A 15,573-nucleotide genomic window follows, 5' to 3' on the forward strand; every position below is an offset into this window, starting at 1 on the left:
GCTACTCATGCCACGCAGCGTGATAGCGTGCCGCCCGCCAGAGGTTTTTCGATTCTTCTGTCAGATGGCGCAAGCCGCTACGGTCCAGCATGCGTTCCGACTCCTCTTGCACCGCAGCCAGCACAGCAGCCTCGTCGACGGCGCCTACGACGTAGTCTTCCATCAGGATCTTGCCATCGACAATGGTCGTACACACGTCCCCGCCGTTGGCGAAACAAGTGACACGGTGGATCGGCATGTTCATCGGCATCAGGTGAGGTTTGAACAGGTCGATCAGAATGATGTCAGCTTTCTTGCCGACTTCCAGCGAGCCGATCTCATGTTCCATCGACAGTGCCTTGGCGGCGTCGATAGTGACCATTTCCAGCACTTTGCCCTGCGGCAGGATGTCCGGGTCTCGGAAATGGCGGCGGTGGTAGTGCATGCATTGGAACATGTGGCGGAACATGTCATAACCGCGGTCTGGGGCGGCGCCGTCGGAACCGAGGGCGACGGTTACATTGGCCTCGATCAGTTCCGGTACCGGGCAGCGACCCAGAATCGACATGATGGCGCTCGGGTTATGCACGATCTTGGTCTGTGTCTCGCGGCACAGGGCGATGTCTTCCGAGGTCAGGTCAATGCAATGCGACATGAAGGATGTCGGGCCGAGCAGGCCCAGTTCGCGGTGGGCCAGCGCCAGCGTACCGGCGCGGTGGCCATCCTGGGTAAACGTAAGGCCGTAGCGGTGGGCCAGCGCCAGATAATCCTGTGCTTGCTGGCGGAACAGAGGTGCCAGCTCCCGATGGCTGGGCTCGTATTGCGGCGCGTACACCGGCAACGTGATGGCAATGCGCACCCGGCCGTCCCCATACCGTCGCAGCTCCTGGCGATTTCTTCGCAGGCCTCGAACATGGTCTCAAAATTGACGTCGCGCCGGGTGGGCGGTTCGGTCGACCAGTCCAGGTAAGTGCGCGGCGCTGGCGGCCGGGACGGCCCAACGGCCACCACCGAGCGGGTACCGATTTCGGCGATAGCCTGGGCGTGGCGTTGCGCGTAAATCGGGTCGTCGACGCGCATGATCGAATCGCCGCCGCCCAATAGCGACACGCCGGTGGTGGTGCCGCATTTCAGCCGCTCCAGTGCCGACAACCTGGCCTCAACCTCCCAGAACTCGACTCCGGAGGCCGAGGTGTAGATGGTCTGGCAAGCCTGCGTCCAGGCATCGCCCTCCCCGCCGCCGATGGTTTTGAGCATCGCGTGGCCGGCATGGGCGTGGCTGTCGATCAAGCCTGGCAGCACCGCCTTGTTGCGTGCATCAATGATTTTTTCAGCAGTGAAGCGCGCCCGCAGTTCATCCGTGCGCCCCACCGCTACGATGCGGTTGCCAAGCACGGCCACTGCGCCGTCCTGAATTACCCGCCGTTGGTCGTCCACGGTGATGACCACGCCGTGCTCGATCAGCAGGTCTGCTTTGTTGAGGGGGGCGTTCGCGTCGTACTGATGTGTCATACAAGGCATCCGATTCAGGCTGGGGGGCAGTTTGAGAAACATCTGTGGGCACGTGTTTTGAGTCACAAGCGGCTCTGGAGCAGACTGCCATTTTTCGCCACGACGATTCCGCGGCTGATCACCGTCCGCGCTAGCGGACGAGCCACAACCGCTTCACTGAGTGTCTCTGCAGGCAGCAACAATAGGTTGGCTGTTTGCCCCGTTGCCAATCCGTAATCACTTCGCCCAAGTGCCCGAGCCCCATTGCTGGCAGCCGCTTCGAACGCTGCGCAGATTTCAGCGTCCGTTCTCATGCCGCAGCGAAACGCGAGCAGCATCGCGCGTTCAAGCATGTCGCCATTGCCCATCGGGGTCCATGCGTCCCGGATGCCATCTGAACCGAGGCAGACGTTTACCCCAGCGCAGAGCAGTTCGGCAAAGGGTGGTATGGCAATATCAGCTGGCGCCGTGGTCATGAGTGAAATTCGATTGGCAGCCAACCGTTCAGCCAACGGGAGCACTTGAGCCCAGTTCTTCATGCCCAGGCAAAAGGCATGGCTGATCATGACTCGCCCCTGACGCTGATAGCGCTCTGTGAAGTCGATGATGCGAGCAATCTGCCAGAGCCCTAGCTCCCCACTGTCATGCAGGTGGATATCGATACCGCGATCAAACTTGTCCGCGAGCTCGAACAGGATGGAGAGGTGCGCGATTGGGTCGTTGTCTATGCCGCAAGGGTCCAACCCCCCCACTACCTCCACCCCAACTCCAAGGCTTCTCGCATCAATGCCTCTACCCAGGGCGGTTGACCAGGCCGACTTGAGGGAAGGTGACGAACTCGATATCAACCAGGTCGGCGTAGCGTTCGCGCAGCTCCAACATGGCTTGCACATGCTTGATACCCAACTCCGGATCGGCATCTACATGACAACGAAACATCAGTGAGCCGCGAGCGATGCATTGCTCCAGCAGAGCACCCCCGCGCTCTGCAATGGGTGATTTGAGCTCTCGCAGGATTTGGCGCTCATTCGATATGCGCGCTTTAAGCGTTGGGCCTGCACTGTGCGGCCGCCACGGTTGTCCCCATAGGGTCTTATCCAGATGAATGTGGCTTTCTACCAGGGACGGAACGAGTAATTGACCTTGCCCATCAAGGTCAGAGTCATCGACTGGATTGCCACTGGCTGGCTGACGATCGCCGATACGACTATCAATAATCTGTATGTCTTCAACTTCGCCGCCATAGGGCGGACATTACGCAACCAGAACGATTTGATCATTTGTGTCTCATCACTGTTTGGGCGAGCCCCTGCCGCCAGATAAGCAACGGGGGCACCGTTTACGGAGTCACTAAAGGGCTACTTCAAGTTACCGGCAAGGAACTGCTTGAGGCGCTCACTTTTGGTGTGCTTGAACAGTTGCTCCGGGCTGCCTTCTTCCTCGATTTTGCCCTGGTGCAGGAAGATCACATGGTTGGACACCTCGCGGGCAAAGGCCATCTCGTGCGTCACCACCACCATGGTCCGACCCTCTTCGGCCAAGGCCTGCATCACCTTCAGCACCTCGCCGACTAGCTCGGGGTCGAGCGCCGAGGTCGGCTCGTCGAACAGCATCACTTGCGGTTCCATCGCCAAGGCCCGGGCGATTGCCACACGCTGTTGCTGGCCGCCGGACAGGTGCGACGGGTACTTTGCTTCCATGCTGGCCGGCAGGCCGACTTTGGCCAGGTACTTGCGTGCGCGGGACACCGCCTCATCCCGGCTGAGGCCAAGCGCATGCATCGGCGCCTCGATAACGTTTTCCAGCACTGACATGTGCGCCCACAGGTTGAAGTGCTGAAACACCATGGACAGCTTGGTGCGCATACTTTGCAGCTGCTTCTGGTTGGCCACGCGCAGCCCACCGTTCTTATCCTTCTCGGTTCGGATTTCCTCGGCGTTCACCGTAATTCGCCCGGCGCATGGCTGCTCAAGGAAGTTGATGCAACGCAAGAAGGTACTCTTGCCCGAACCGGAGGAGCCGATGATGCTGATCACATCGCCTGCCTTGGCCTTGATCGACACGCCCTTGAGCACCTCGTGGTTGCCATAGTTTTTGTACAGATCGTCTACGGTCAGTTTGTACATGGTGTTGACCCTGCGTATGCGGCCTTCAGGCGGCCTGGGGTTTCAGGAAAGCCAGCCAGCGGGTTTCACCGCGACGAAATAGCCAGACAAGTGACAGCGCTATTACCGCGTACAGCAGTGCGGCGATGAAGAAGGCCTCGAACGACGCGTAGGTCGCCGAGTTGACGTCGCGGGCAACCTTCAGAAGGTCGGGGACCGTGGCGGTAAACGCCACCGAGGTCGAATGCAGCATCATGATCACTTCGTTGCTGTAGTACGGCAGTGCGCGACGCAGCGCCGAGGGCAGGATGATGCGGCGGTACAGATTGAACTTCGACAGGCCGAAGGCTCGGGCCGCCTCTACCTCGCCGTACGGCACCGACTTGATCGCACCTGCGAAGACTTCCGTGGTGTAGGCGCAGGTATTGAGCGCGAACGCCAGCACCGTACAATTGAAGCCCTCGCGAAAGAACATGTCGAGGAATTCGTGCTCGCGCACCACGCTCAGGCTGTATACACCGGTGTAGATGATCAACAGCTGTATATAGAGCGGCGTGCCACGAAACACATAGGTGTAAAACCAGACCGGAAGTCGGACAAACCGGTTTTTTGACACGCGAGCCACGGCCAGCGGCACCGAAAGCACGAAGCCAATCGCGATCGACAGCACCAGCAGCCACAAGGTTATTGCCAGACCGGAAAAGTTACCGCCGTCGGACCACAAATACGCTTGCCAATATTCCTGGATAATAGCTATCACAATTCAGCCTCCCGAATTCCGACAGAGTAATGACGCTTAAGCCATATCAAGACGCCGTTTGAGACAGTGGTAATGACCAGATAAATCAGCGCACCGATCACGGTAAAATAGAACAGTTGCATAGAGCTCTTGCCGGCATCCTGGGTAACCCTGACGATATCGGACAGACCGATGATGGACACCAGTGCGGTCGCCTTGATCATGACCTGCCAGTTGTTGGCAATACCAGGCAAGGCAAAACGCATCATTTGCGGGAATAGAACACGATAGAACCCCTGCCATGGGCTGAGGCCGTAGGCCATGGCCGCCTCTATCTGACCGCGCGGGACTGCCTGGAAAGAACCGCGGAAGGTCTCGGTGAAATAAGCACCGTAGATAAACGCGAGCGTCGCTACACCCGCGACGAAGGGATCAATATCAATTTGATCCATTCCTAGCCTTCGGTGACGTGATTGAGCAGTATCTGAATGCTGTAGAACAGCAACAGCATGGTCACTAGATCAGGAACACTGCGGATCAGCGTGGTATAGAGGGTCGCAATATTGCGCAGCCCCCGGTTAGCTGACAACTTGGAACTGGCGCCTGCCAAACCAATCACTACTGAGGCCAGCAGCGATAATATGGCCAGCTTTAGTGTCATCCAGGTGCCACTCGCGATCAGCGGCCCATAGTCTACCAAGGACATTACATTCTCCTTGAATACGAAAGCTCAGCCGAAGCTGCCTATCTTATTCAGTCTTGTTTTTCTTGTTATTGAATGCCGCAAAAGCATGGATTCGCAAATGACTCGAATACATTCAGGCCGAATGACTGCCTAGAACTTGAGATCCCTTAGTTGTAAACATCAAAGGAGAAATATTTATCGGAGATCGCCTGGTAAGTTCCGTCCTTGATAATCTCGGCGAGCGCCCCATTGATCTGTTCGCGAAGAACATTGTCTTCCTTGCGCAAACCAATCCCCGCACCACACCGAGCGTTTTTGGGTCGCGCAACTCCGGGCCGGCAAAAGCAAAATCACGTCCGTTCTCGGTTTTTAAAAAACCTAGATCGGCCTGGACTGAAGATTGCAGCGATGCATCCAGGCGGCCTGCAATCAAGTCCTGGTAAACCAGGTCCTGGTTCTGGTAGGTCGTGATGGTGACGCCTTTCGACGCCCAATAAGTCTTGGCGTAGGTTTCCTGCGTGGAGCCCTGCTCGATCCCGACACGCTTCCCTTGAAGTGACTCGGCTGTTGGCAGAAGAACGGAGCCTTTTTTCGCAATGAGACGGGGCAGGACATTACTGATCTTGTCGGAGAAGGCTATTTGCGCCTGACGTTTCTCAGTCACACTCATGGAGGAAAGAATGCCGTCGAACTTCTTGGCTTTCAGCGCGGGGATGATTCCGTCGAAGGAGTTCTCGACCCATACACATTTGACCTTCAGCTCTTCGCAGATCGCGTTGCCAAGATCGATATCGAAGCCTACAAGCGTGCCATCGGGCGCCTTCGACTCGAAAGGGGCGTAAGTGGGGTCAACGCCGAAGCGAATGACTTGCAAGTCTTTCGCGTAGACGCCGCTGGCGGCCAAGGCCAGAACAACTGAAACTGCGAGCTTCTTCATATTATTCTCCGTAAGCACGTGGGTATTGTGGGTTTAAAAATGGCTGATCCTGTATGTAACACCGGTCCCTGTAGGAGCGAGCTCGCTCGCGATGTACTTGAGAGCACCGTGTTTAACCAGTAAACACGCGTAATCGTTAACGACCATCGTCGGAACGCCGCCCGGAGCAAGCTTGCTCCTACAAAAGACCTCGGTCCTGCACTGTCTGACATTCATCACACCCCTTGCATGCTGCGTCGGTAAGTCGCCGGGGCGAACTTGACCGTCAGCACCGCCATCGCCGCGAGCACCCCGACGTGCAACCACCAGCCAGTGATGAAGCTTGCGCCGGAGTCGCGCAGCCAGCCGATTAACCAGGGAGCACTCGATGCGAGCAAGAAACCAATACCCTGAACGAAGGCCGCCAAGGCGCCGGCCGCTTGCGCGCCGGACAAGTGATCGAGGCTGACAATCAGGCTGAGCGAGAAGAACCCGCCGAGGCCGAAACCGGCAAGTGCGACCCACAACCACGGCGCTGCGTTGGGGGCAAGCGCGAAGCCGGCGAAGCCCGCTGCCTGCAGTGCTATCGTCAGCCATAAGGCACCGCGCCTGTCAGCGCTACGGCGGGCCAGCATCGGCATCGCGAACGCCGCTGTCGCCTGGAACATTGCCAACCACGCGAGCAAATTGCCCGAGGCCTGCAGGCCCATGTTCTGCTGTTGGTAGAAAGAAGGCAGCCATGCCACCAGGCTTGAGTAGCCGCTATTGGTGAATCCAAAGTATGCGGCCAACTGCCACGCACGCCGATTCTTGAAGAAGCTGCCGGTCAGGACGGGTGCCGGTCCGCAAGTTGCTATCGGCGATGTGCGTGGCGCGCACACCAGCCAAAGCAAAAGCACAGCCAGCGCTGGCAACGCCCATATGGAAAGCCCTAACCTCCAGCCACCATATGAATGGAGCCACATGCTTGCCAGCGAACCAAGCGCCCCGCCGCCGACCAATGCTGCCGAGTAGAGCCCCATCACCATCGCTATCCGTTCAGGAAACCAACGTTTGGCGACACCCGGTATCAAGGCCTGGATCAGGGCCACGCCGGTGCCGGCGATACCGGCGCCGGCGATCAACTGCGCTCCATCCTTGACCATGGCGCGTGACGCGCACCCGAGCATCAAGAGCAACAATGCGCCGGCCAGTGCCTGCCTCTCGCCGAAGCGACGTGCGACACCGATACCAATGAAGGCAATCAGGCCCATCAGCACGAAGGGCAAGGTGGTCAGCATCGCGGCGGCACGAAAATTGAGGCCAATGTCGGCGCGAACCAGATCAAGCACTGGCCCTACCGAAGTCAGGAATGGCCGCAAATTCAAGCCGAGTAGCACCAGGAGCGCCAGTGCAGCCAGTGACACCTCGCCCGTGCGCGACATGCCCGTCGCGACGCAAACCGAACCGCGGTCAGTCATGGCGCGCACTTCTATCCCGCCGGTGCGGCTTCGGGATTGGCAGCATCTCCTGCGCCTGCGTCACGTCACTTGTCATCACATTTACCTTGGGGATTGTGGTCAATAGGCCGCATCAGCGGCTTTCTGCAAGATTAAGAGCCAGTGTTATTATTCGGAAATTAAATGTTCGAATGACAATTAGTGGAGAATGTAATGACTTCGACGCTTATCGATCCGTTGCTGCTCAAGAGTTTCGTCGCGGTAGTAGAGAGCGGTAGCTTCACGCGTGCCGGTGAACGCGTGCATCTGAGCCAGTCGACCATCAGCCAACAGTTGAAGCGACTTGAGGAGCAACTCGGCTGCGAGTTGCTCAACCGCAGCGGGCGCTACGTTGTCACCACCGAGGACGGCGAGCGCTTGCTCGGCTATGCGCGGCGCCTTCTGGGGCTGATGGAAGAGGTGGTGGAAGATTTACGCAAGGGCCACGCACAGGGCGAGGTGCATATCGGCGTGCCAGAAGACTTCGCGTCAGACTTGCTGACACCGACGCTTGCCGCCTTCGCGCGCGCGCACCCGACGATAAGGCTTGAGATCAGCAGTGGGCTGAGCAACACGCTCTGGCAGCAGTTTTGTGCAGGTGACTACGACCTGGTACTGATCAAACAGCGCCCGGGACAGGTTGTGGGGCACGCCGCCTGGCCCGAACCGCTCGCCTGGTTCGACAGCCTCAGCGAGCCGACCTATGAGCGCGACCCGTTGCCACTGGTGGTGTTTCCGGTCGGCGGTTTGTATCGCGATGAAATGATCCACGCGCTCGAGAGCGCCGGCCGACGCTGGCGCATCGGCTACAGCAGCGCGAGCCTGGCGAGTGTCCGCTCGGCAGTCGCCGATGGTCTTGGCGTCAGCGTGCTCCCCTCGCGACTTGCACTGCCCGGTCACCGACGGTTGAGCGTGGCCGAATCCTTCGCCGAATTGTCGGCACTGGAAATCGCGCTACACCTGCGCCCCGATGCACCACGCCGCGTAATCGATCTGGCCGAACAACTGACAAGGCTATGCGCCCAGGTAACCGGCCACGTCGGCTGACGTCCCCAAAAAACACATTGGGGTGCGAGGTGCGGGGGTGCGGTGTTCGTAACACAGGGCGCAAACAAAAGGCCGCTGATTGCTCAGCGGCCTCGTTCAATCCGAAAGGTTACAGACAAGTCCGGCTACAGCCTGGACACGCCATGAAAGCCGTCACTCACAAATCAGTAATTTCCTTGTGACGCGGCACCAACATCTTCATCACGCTCCACGCCAGCAGATACGCCACTGCGCAGATAGCGAACATGATCATGTAGCCGGTGCGGATTTCGCCGACCGCTTTGTAGTAGTCAAACACCCAGCCCCCGAGCTTGGTCAGCAGCACGCCGCCCAATCCGCCGGCCATACCGCCGATGCCGACCACGGAAGCGACGCTTTTTTGCGGGAACATGTCCGATACGGTGGTGAAGATGTTGCATGACCAGGCCTGATGCGCCGACGCGCCGATCCCGATCAGCAATACCGGTACCCAGTAGCTGATGTGGCCCAATGGCTGCGCCAACAGCACCAGTAGCGGGAATACCGCGATCACCAGCATGGCTTTCATGCGACCGTCATACGGTGCGTCGCCACGTGCCATGAAGTAGCTGGGGAACCAGCCGCCGCCGATGCTACCCACCATGGTCATGCTGTACAGAACGGTCAGTGGCAGGACGATGGCTGCGCCTTTCAGGCCGTACTGCTCCGACAGGTAAGTCGGCAGCCAGAACAGAAAGAACCACCACACACCATCGGTCATGAATTTACCGAAGGCGAACGCCCAGGTCTGACGGTATTTGAGCAGTTTGAACCACGATACCTTTTTGCCAACACCGGTCGACACGGCGGCGCTGGCGTCCAGATCACTGCGGATGTGCGCCAGTTCGCTTGCCGACAGGCGTTTCTGCCGTTCCGGCTTTTCGTACAACGCAAGCCATACACCCATCCAGATGAAGCCCAGCATGCCGATCACGATGAATGCAGCTTGCCAGCCCCACATGGCAGCGATCAGGGGCACGGAAATCGGCGCCAGGATCGCCCCGACGTTGGCGCCGGAGTTGAAGATACCGGTGGCGAAGGAGCGCTCCTTCTTCGGGAAATACTCAGCGGTGACCTTGATCGCGGTCGGGAAGTTAGCCGACTCACCCACCGCCAGCACGGCGCGCGCCAGCATGAAGCCGGCGATCGAGACCGGGATGACCGCGATGCCGAGCGCGCCGGATATGGCCGCAATGCCCTCGCCCATGGGTTCGGCAAAAGCGTGCATTACCGCGCCGGTCGACCAGATGCAGATCGCCGCCACAAATGCTGCCTTGGTGCCGATCTTGTCGACTACCCGGCCAGCGAACAGCATGGAAATCGCGTACGTGAACTGGAAGACCGCGGCGATGTTGGCGTAGTCGGTATTGCTCCAGCCAAATTGCCTCGACAGATCCGGCGCCAACAGGCTGAGTACCTGGCGGTCCAGGTAGTTGACGGTGGTCGCAAAAAACAACAACGCACAAATGGTCCATCGATATTTACCGACAGACTGGCCGACGCGTTGCGCGGTGATGGGCTCGTTCAGATTCATGGTGGGGTCGACGCTCTTTTTATTTTTAGAAGTTCAATCTCTTTCGTCATACGTCGTCATATGACTTGTTGAATTTATAGCTATCTCCGTACGGCACGTCAATAAAAAACCCTTTTTACCTGATCAGCTTTACCGCTCGAAAAATGCGGGATCTCGTTGAATAACGTAACCAACAGGCAAAAATTCAAGAAAATTTGCCTAATTACGCTTATTTGCCAGCGCTTGAAACTGAGTGATGAGCAAAAAATAGTCGTACGACAACTAGCAAAATCAGCAACAACATCGCTCCACTACGTCAATCAGGCACAGATGCAAAGGATTTTGGCAGCAATTCCAATGCAGCCATTCACCGGCTGTAGCAAAGTGCGGGTATGCCAGTCACCGGCTTTTCGAAGGAACCCAGAATGTCCACCTCCCCTGCATCAACAAACAGAAAGGCACGTTACAGAAAACCCCTTGCCCGGCTCGCGCTGGCCATCACCCTGGGCACACTCGGCCTGCCTTACTGGGCGGGCAATGCCCAGGCCCACGGCGGTCACGCCGAGATGGTGCCGCTGCAAGCGGGCCTTGAGGAGTTTGGCGCCACGGTGAAATGGGACGACTACGCCAACCTGTTTACCATCGCCAAGGACGGGGTCTACCTCAAGGTCAAGCCGAACAGCAAAGTGGCCATGCTCAACGGCAAGCGCATGGAGCTGACGGTGCCGGTGGTGTTCAAGGGCCAGACGGCATTCATGTCCAAGGACTTCATCAACCAGGTGTTCCAGTCCGGCCTGGACACGACCTTTGTCGTGGAAACCCGGCCTAACCCGCTCAACCCGTTGAGCGCGGACGAAATCACTGCCGCGGTGGACATCGTCAAGAAGTCCGAGCACTACAAACCCGATTTCCGTTTCACCGAAGTCTCGGTCAAGGAACCGCCGAAGGACCAGGTCTGGAACTTCGTCTACACCGGGCAAAACGTCGCTCAGCCTCGCCAGGCCAGTATCGTGGTGCTGGACGGCAAGCATGTGATCGAAGCGCTGGTGGATCTGGACAGCAAACAACTCACGTCGTGGGCGCCGATTGAAGGCGCCCACGGCATGGTCCTGCTGGACGACTTCGCCACCGTGCAAACTGCCGTCGAGACCAGCCCGGAGTACGCACAGGCCCTGGCCAAGCGCGGCATCAACGACGTGAAAAAAGTCGTGGCCACGCCGTTGACTGTCGGCTACTTCGACGGCAAGGACGGCCTGGCGCAGGACAAACGCCTGCTGAAAATTGTCAGCTATCTCAATGTCGATGACGGCAACTACTGGGCTCACCCGATCGAAGGCCTGGTGGCGATTGTCGATCTGGAACAGAAGAAGCTGATCAAGATCGAAGACGAAGCGCTGATTCCGGTGCCGATGAAGCCGACGCCGTATGACGGGCGCGGCCGCAAGGGCGTGGCGGTCAAGCCGCTGGAGATCACCGAGCCCGAGGGCAAGAACTACACCATCACCGGCAACAGCATTCACTGGCAGAACTGGGACTTCCACGTCCGTCTCGATTCGCGGGTCGGTCCGATCCTGTCCACCGTCACCTATGACGACAAGGGCAAGAAACGCAAAATCATGTACGAGGGCTCGCTGGGCGGCATGATTGTGCCTTACGGCGATCCCGATGTCGGCTGGTACTTCAAGGCTTACCTCGATTCCGGCGACTACGGCATGGGCACCTTGACCTCACCCATCGCCCGCGGCAAAGACGCCCCGCAAAACGCCGTCCTGCTGGACGCCACCATCGCCGACTACACCGGCGCACCGACTGCGATTCCACGCGCCATGGCAGTGTTCGAGCGCTATGCGGGACCTGAGTACAAACACCAGGAAATGGGCCAGCCCAACCTCAGCACCGAGCGACGTGAACTGGTGGTGCGCTGGATCAGCACCGTCGGCAACTACGACTACATCTTCGATTGGGTCTTCCAGCAGAACGGCACCATCGGCATCGACGCCGGCGCCACCGGTATCGAAGCGGTCAAAGGCGTGAAGTCGAAAACCATGCATGAAGAAACCGCCAAGGAAGACACACGCTACGGCACCCTGCTCGATCACAACATCGTCGGCACCACGCACCAGCACATCTACAACTTCCGTCTGGACATGGATGTGGACGGCGAAAGCAACTCACTGGTGGAAGTGAACCCGGTGATCGCCCCGAACGACCGTGGCGGGCCCCGCACCAGCACCATGCAGACCGAAACCAAAGTGGTCAGTACCGAACAACAGGCCGCGCAGAAATTTGACCCGTCGACCGTGCGCCTGCTGACCAACTTCAGCAAGGAAAACAAGGTCGGCAACCCGGTTTCCTATCAGTTGATTCCGTATGCCGGCGGCACGCACCCGGTGGCCAAGGGCGCCAACTTCGGCAAGGACGAATGGCTCTACCACCGCCTGAGTTTCATGGACAAGCAACTGTGGGTGACGCAATACAACCCCGAAGAGAAGTACCCGGAAGGCAAATACCCGAATCGCTCGGACAAAGACTCGGGCCTGGGGCAGTTCACTCAGGATAACCACTCCATCGAAAATACCGACGATGTGGTCTGGCTGACCACCGGTACCACCCACATCGCCCGGGCTGAAGAGTGGCCGATCATGCCGACCGAGTGGGTGCATGTGCTGTTGAAACCGTGGAACTTCTTCGATGAAACGCCGACGTTGAACCTCAATTCACCAAAATAATGTATTGGAACGCAACGCAACAATGTAGGAGCCAGGCTTGCCGGCGAAGGCGATCTCACGGACGCCTTCGCCGGCAAGCCTGGCTCCTACAGGGGTTAGCCGGTTTTCGGTTTATTGAGTGACCACAATCTTCCCGATCATCTGCGGATGCAGCGCACAAAAGTACTCAAACTCCCCCGGCGTGTTGAACACCCAGGAATAGCTGTCACCCGTATCCAGCGCCCCCGAGCGAAACACCTTGTGGGTTTCCGCCACCGTGTGCGGGATCTGGTCGTCGTTCACCCACGTCACCTTGGTGCCCACGGCCACGGTCATATCCTTGGGCCCGAACATGAATTCCTTGATATCGATTTTCACTTCCTGAGCCCACACCGGCATCGACAGCATCAGGCAAATCACGGCCAACAGTCGCGTTTTCATCAGGTCCCCTCCCCTAAACCAGTGTCGAATCAATCAACGCCAGCGGATGATCACCTTGCGTCGCCCGTACATCGGTGATCCCCAGATAATTGCGCAGTTGATCCGCCGCCACCGTCATCGGCCCCGGTGCCGGCGCCGTACCCGGTGCGGGTTGTGGATAAGCCGTGCCTCGGGCGGTGTGGAAGGTGATATTGCCTTCGACCTTTTGGATGACCTGATGGATATGCCCGTTCAACACCGTCACCGAACCGTAGTTGCGCAGCATGGCAATGGCCTGGTCGCCATCCTCGGTGCCCCACCCCCACGGCTGGTAAATCGTCCACAACGGAATATGGGTAAACACAACGATTGGCGTACTGCTCGTCACCGCACGCAAATCATCGGCCAGCCACGCCAGTTGATCGGCGCCCAGAGTCGCTTCATGGCCAGCCTGGAAGTTGAAGACATTCACCAGTGCAATGAAATGCACGCCGTGGTCGTCGAAGCTGTACCAGCCATTGCCTTTGGTGCCCTTGCCGTAACGTTCCAGGTAGAGCTTGCCGCCGCCCTCGTCGAGGGTGTCGTGCTCGCCCGGCACGTAGTGCACCGTGGACGGCAGGCCTTTGAGCATCTGTGCGGCTGTGTCGAACTCCGCAGGCTTGGACAGGTGGGTGATATCGCCGGTGTGCAGGATCAGCGACGGCCGTTTCGGCAGCGCAATGACCTTGTCGATGGCCACCTGCAAGGTCTTCAGCGGCTCCGGGTTGGCCTCTTTATTGAACCCGATGTGCGAGTCGCTGATCTGCACGAAGTGGAAGGTGCTGGCCAATGCCTTGGGGTCGGTCACATTACCCGCGTCATCCAGCGCGAAAGCGCGGGGAATGCCGCCAGACAAGGCCCAGATCACCCCCGCACCGGCCCACGCCGAACATTTCAGGAGTGTGCGGCGGTCCGGGTTCAAGGGGCCATCGACGCGTCGTTGGTGTTTTGCATGAATGTCCATCGGTTTGTCCTCGCAGGCGAACTACAGTGATGCAGCTGACATGAGATAAAACCGGGTGAGGCGGGTCTTTATTCCCTGTCGAAAAAATATTTTTTCCAGGGAATAAAAGGCAACTCGCAACGGTTATAGAGGTGGGACAGTGCGGGAACCACTATGAAGCGATTTGAGGAACTGTTTGCGCCCCACCTGGACGCCGCCTACAACCTCGCGCGCTGGCTCACTGGCAACGACAGTGCAGCGCACGATGTCGTGCAGGAAAGCGCCTTGCGCGCCTTCAGGTTTTCGCAGCGCTTCGCCGACGGCAATGCCAAAGCCTGGTTTCTCACGATCGTGCGCAACGAAAGCTTCACCTGGCTCAAGGCTTCGGCGGGCCGTCACTGGGTCGCTTTAGGCGATGAATATTTGGAAGACAACGGGGCGCCGAGCCACAGCCAGACCCCGGAACTGCTGGCCATTCACACGGAAAATGCGGCATTGATCCAGCAAGCCCTGCGCGCCCTGCCTCCGGTGTTTCGCGAGGTGATTGTTCTGAAGGAGCTCGAAGACATGCCCTACAAGGACATCGCCCTGGTGGTCGACATCCCCATCGGTACCGTCATGTCGAGACTGGCCAGGGCTCGCGCCATGCTCAAGCTCGAACTACTGAAGTTGCACGATCATGAATGAACTCGACTGCACGGTTTGCCAGACGCTGATGCATGGCTATCTGGACAAGGAACTCGATCCTGCGACGGCGGCGGATGTGGCCGGGCATTTGGACGGGTGCGCCGAGTGCGCGCGGCTGCATGATCAGGCGCGACTGCTTATGATCGGTGTGAAGCAGAGGGCGCCGTATTACGCGGCGCCGGCGTCGTTGACTGCCAGTGTGTTCCCCGCTGAAGCCCCAGCGCCCCGTGCCGTCGAACGTTGGCGAAAATGGTTCGCACCGGTGTTCTCAGCGACGGCGATGGCCTTGGCAGTGGTACTTTTTGTGGTAACGCCGGCCAGCGAACAGCCGTTGATGGATGAGGCGGTTTCCAGCCATGTCCGCTCGTTGATGGGCGAGCACTTGAACGATGTGGTTTCGTCCGACCGCCATACCGTGAAACCCTGGTTCACCGGCAAACTCGACTTCTCGCCACCGGTATTCGATTACACGGCGCAGGGCTTTCCCCTGTTGGGCGGGCGCCTGGATTATCTGCAACACCAGACCACGGCAGCCCTGAGTTACGGCCGGGCCAAGCACATTATCAATGTGTTTATCCTGCCCACGCCGGAGGCCGACAAACCGCGGCAGAGTCAATCGATCCGAGGCTTTAACGTGGTGTCCTGGCAAGAAAACCACATGCGCTTCGTGCTGGTTTCGGACCTGGAGAAAAGTGAGCTGGAGGCGTTCAGCCAATTGCTCAAAAACGGTGCCTGAAATTTATGGATGAACACACAACCCCTGTAGGAGCGAGCTTGCTCGCGATGGTCGTAAACGATAACGCGT

General features: G+C 58.5%; 15 protein-coding genes and 2 pseudogenes. 5 read left to right on the forward strand and 12 right to left on the reverse strand.

Going from position 1 to position 15,573, the window contains the following annotated elements:
• Position 1: 1 nt before the first annotated feature.
• Genes CES87_RS32710 through CES87_RS34625 form a run of 4 tightly spaced genes read right to left on the reverse strand, consistent with a single transcriptional unit; the run spans position 2 to position 2,409 of the window.
• Positions 2-682, reverse strand: a complete 681-nt coding sequence (locus CES87_RS32710) for an amidohydrolase family protein (RefSeq protein ID WP_256591114.1) — start codon at positions 680-682, stop codon at positions 2-4.
• Complete coding sequence (locus tag CES87_RS33735) at positions 613-1,500, reverse strand: hypothetical protein (protein WP_256591116.1); 888 nt, start codon at positions 1,498-1,500, stop codon at positions 613-615. Before CES87_RS33735 ends, CES87_RS32710 begins: the two co-directional genes overlap by 70 nt.
• 53 nt (positions 1,501-1,553) lie before the next feature.
• Positions 1,554-2,318 (reverse strand): amidohydrolase family protein, encoded by a 765-nt coding sequence (locus CES87_RS34620; protein ID WP_371858271.1) that lies wholly within the window; start codon positions 2,316-2,318, stop codon positions 1,554-1,556.
• Positions 2,263-2,409, reverse strand: coding sequence for a hypothetical protein (locus CES87_RS34625; RefSeq protein ID WP_371858273.1), 147 nt, complete (start codon positions 2,407-2,409; stop codon positions 2,263-2,265). Before CES87_RS34625 ends, CES87_RS34620 begins: the two co-directional genes overlap by 56 nt.
• Before the next feature lie 198 nt (positions 2,410-2,607).
• Between CES87_RS34625 and CES87_RS34630 the strand changes: the two genes are divergently transcribed.
• Positions 2,608-2,793, forward strand: coding sequence for a hypothetical protein (locus tag CES87_RS34630; RefSeq protein WP_371858269.1), 186 nt, complete (start codon positions 2,608-2,610; stop codon positions 2,791-2,793).
• A 35-nt stretch (positions 2,794-2,828) separates the two neighbouring features.
• Here CES87_RS34630 and CES87_RS27195 read toward each other — a convergent pair whose 3' ends face one another.
• The 5 genes and pseudogenes from CES87_RS27195 to CES87_RS27215 form a co-directional block, all read right to left on the reverse strand.
• Positions 2,829-3,596 carry an ABC transporter ATP-binding protein gene (locus tag CES87_RS27195; protein ID WP_128608529.1) on the reverse strand — a complete coding sequence of 256 codons (768 nt, stop codon included), beginning with the start codon at positions 3,594-3,596 and terminating at the stop codon, positions 2,829-2,831.
• A gap of 25 nt (positions 3,597-3,621) precedes the next feature.
• Positions 3,622-4,335: an ABC transporter permease gene (locus tag CES87_RS27200; protein ID WP_128608530.1), complete on the reverse strand. Its 714-nt coding sequence runs from the start codon at positions 4,333-4,335 to the stop codon at positions 3,622-3,624.
• A pseudogene (locus CES87_RS27205) lies at positions 4,332-5,020 on the reverse strand (ABC transporter permease). The gene CES87_RS27200 and the pseudogene CES87_RS27205 overlap by 4 nt, the downstream one beginning before the upstream one ends.
• 146 nt (positions 5,021-5,166) lie before the next feature.
• Positions 5,167-5,936, reverse strand: a pseudogene (locus CES87_RS27210) (ABC transporter substrate-binding protein).
• A 215-nt stretch (positions 5,937-6,151) separates the two neighbouring features.
• Positions 6,152-7,375, reverse strand: coding sequence for a cyanate transporter (locus CES87_RS27215; protein WP_128608531.1), 1,224 nt, complete (start codon positions 7,373-7,375; stop codon positions 6,152-6,154).
• A gap of 192 nt (positions 7,376-7,567) precedes the next feature.
• On the opposite strand from CES87_RS27215, the gene CES87_RS27220 reads away from it, so the two are divergent.
• Entirely contained in the window at positions 7,568-8,440 is an 873-nt protein-coding gene (locus tag CES87_RS27220; RefSeq protein WP_128608532.1) for a LysR family transcriptional regulator, read from the forward strand.
• 157 nt (positions 8,441-8,597) lie between these two features.
• Here CES87_RS27220 and CES87_RS27225 read toward each other — a convergent pair whose 3' ends face one another.
• Complete coding sequence (locus tag CES87_RS27225) at positions 8,598-9,992, reverse strand: MFS transporter (protein WP_128608533.1); 1,395 nt, start codon at positions 9,990-9,992, stop codon at positions 8,598-8,600.
• Positions 9,993-10,396: 404 nt separating this feature from the next.
• On the opposite strand from CES87_RS27225, the gene tynA reads away from it, so the two are divergent.
• A complete protein-coding gene (gene tynA / locus CES87_RS27230) occupies positions 10,397-12,700 on the forward strand; it encodes a primary-amine oxidase (protein ID WP_128608534.1) in 2,304 nt (767 codons plus the stop codon).
• A gap of 111 nt (positions 12,701-12,811) precedes the next feature.
• Here tynA and CES87_RS27235 read toward each other — a convergent pair whose 3' ends face one another.
• On the reverse strand, positions 12,812-13,120 hold the full coding sequence (locus CES87_RS27235; protein ID WP_128608535.1) for a cupredoxin family copper-binding protein: 309 nt from the start codon (positions 13,118-13,120) through the stop codon (positions 12,812-12,814).
• A 13-nt stretch (positions 13,121-13,133) separates the two neighbouring features.
• Positions 13,134-14,102 (reverse strand): metallophosphoesterase, encoded by a 969-nt coding sequence (locus CES87_RS27240; RefSeq protein ID WP_128608536.1) that lies wholly within the window; start codon positions 14,100-14,102, stop codon positions 13,134-13,136.
• Positions 14,103-14,255: 153 nt separating this feature from the next.
• On the opposite strand from CES87_RS27240, the gene CES87_RS27245 reads away from it, so the two are divergent.
• Positions 14,256-14,768 carry a sigma-70 family RNA polymerase sigma factor gene (locus CES87_RS27245; protein ID WP_128608537.1) on the forward strand — a complete coding sequence of 171 codons (513 nt, stop codon included), beginning with the start codon at positions 14,256-14,258 and terminating at the stop codon, positions 14,766-14,768.
• A complete protein-coding gene (locus CES87_RS27250; protein ID WP_128608538.1) occupies positions 14,761-15,504 on the forward strand; it encodes an anti-sigma factor in 744 nt (247 codons plus the stop codon). Before CES87_RS27245 ends, CES87_RS27250 begins: the two co-directional genes overlap by 8 nt.
• The last annotated feature ends 69 nt before the right edge of the window (positions 15,505-15,573 follow it).

Origin of the sequence: Pseudomonas sp. ERMR1:02 (genome assembly GCF_002277815.1) — a bacterium.
In the GTDB taxonomy this organism is placed as follows: Bacteria; Pseudomonadota; Gammaproteobacteria; order Pseudomonadales; family Pseudomonadaceae; genus Aquipseudomonas.

Excerpts from the sequence above, each read along its gene's own strand:
- CES87_RS27245 (WP_128608537.1), top strand. The coding sequence starts at position 14,256 with ATGAAGCGATTTGAGGAACTGTTTGCGCCCCACCTGGACGCCGCCTAC.
- CES87_RS34625 (WP_371858273.1), bottom strand. The coding sequence starts at position 2,409 with ATGTTTCGTTGTCATGTAGATGCCGATCCGGAGTTGGGTATCAAGCAT.
- CES87_RS27215 (WP_128608531.1), bottom strand. The coding sequence starts at position 7,375 with ATGACTGACCGCGGTTCGGTTTGCGTCGCGACGGGCATGTCGCGCACG.
- CES87_RS27235 (WP_128608535.1), bottom strand. The coding sequence starts at position 13,120 with ATGAAAACGCGACTGTTGGCCGTGATTTGCCTGATGCTGTCGATGCCG.
- CES87_RS33735 (WP_256591116.1), bottom strand. The coding sequence starts at position 1,500 with ATGCCTTGTATGACACATCAGTACGACGCGAACGCCCCCCTCAACAAA.
- tynA (WP_128608534.1), top strand. The coding sequence starts at position 10,397 with ATGTCCACCTCCCCTGCATCAACAAACAGAAAGGCACGTTACAGAAAA.
- CES87_RS27240 (WP_128608536.1), bottom strand. The coding sequence starts at position 14,102 with ATGGACATTCATGCAAAACACCAACGACGCGTCGATGGCCCCTTGAAC.
- CES87_RS27220 (WP_128608532.1), top strand. The coding sequence starts at position 7,568 with ATGACTTCGACGCTTATCGATCCGTTGCTGCTCAAGAGTTTCGTCGCG.
- CES87_RS27225 (WP_128608533.1), bottom strand. The coding sequence starts at position 9,992 with ATGAATCTGAACGAGCCCATCACCGCGCAACGCGTCGGCCAGTCTGTC.
- CES87_RS27250 (WP_128608538.1), top strand. The coding sequence starts at position 14,761 with ATGAATGAACTCGACTGCACGGTTTGCCAGACGCTGATGCATGGCTAT.
- CES87_RS27195 (WP_128608529.1), bottom strand. The coding sequence starts at position 3,596 with ATGTACAAACTGACCGTAGACGATCTGTACAAAAACTATGGCAACCAC.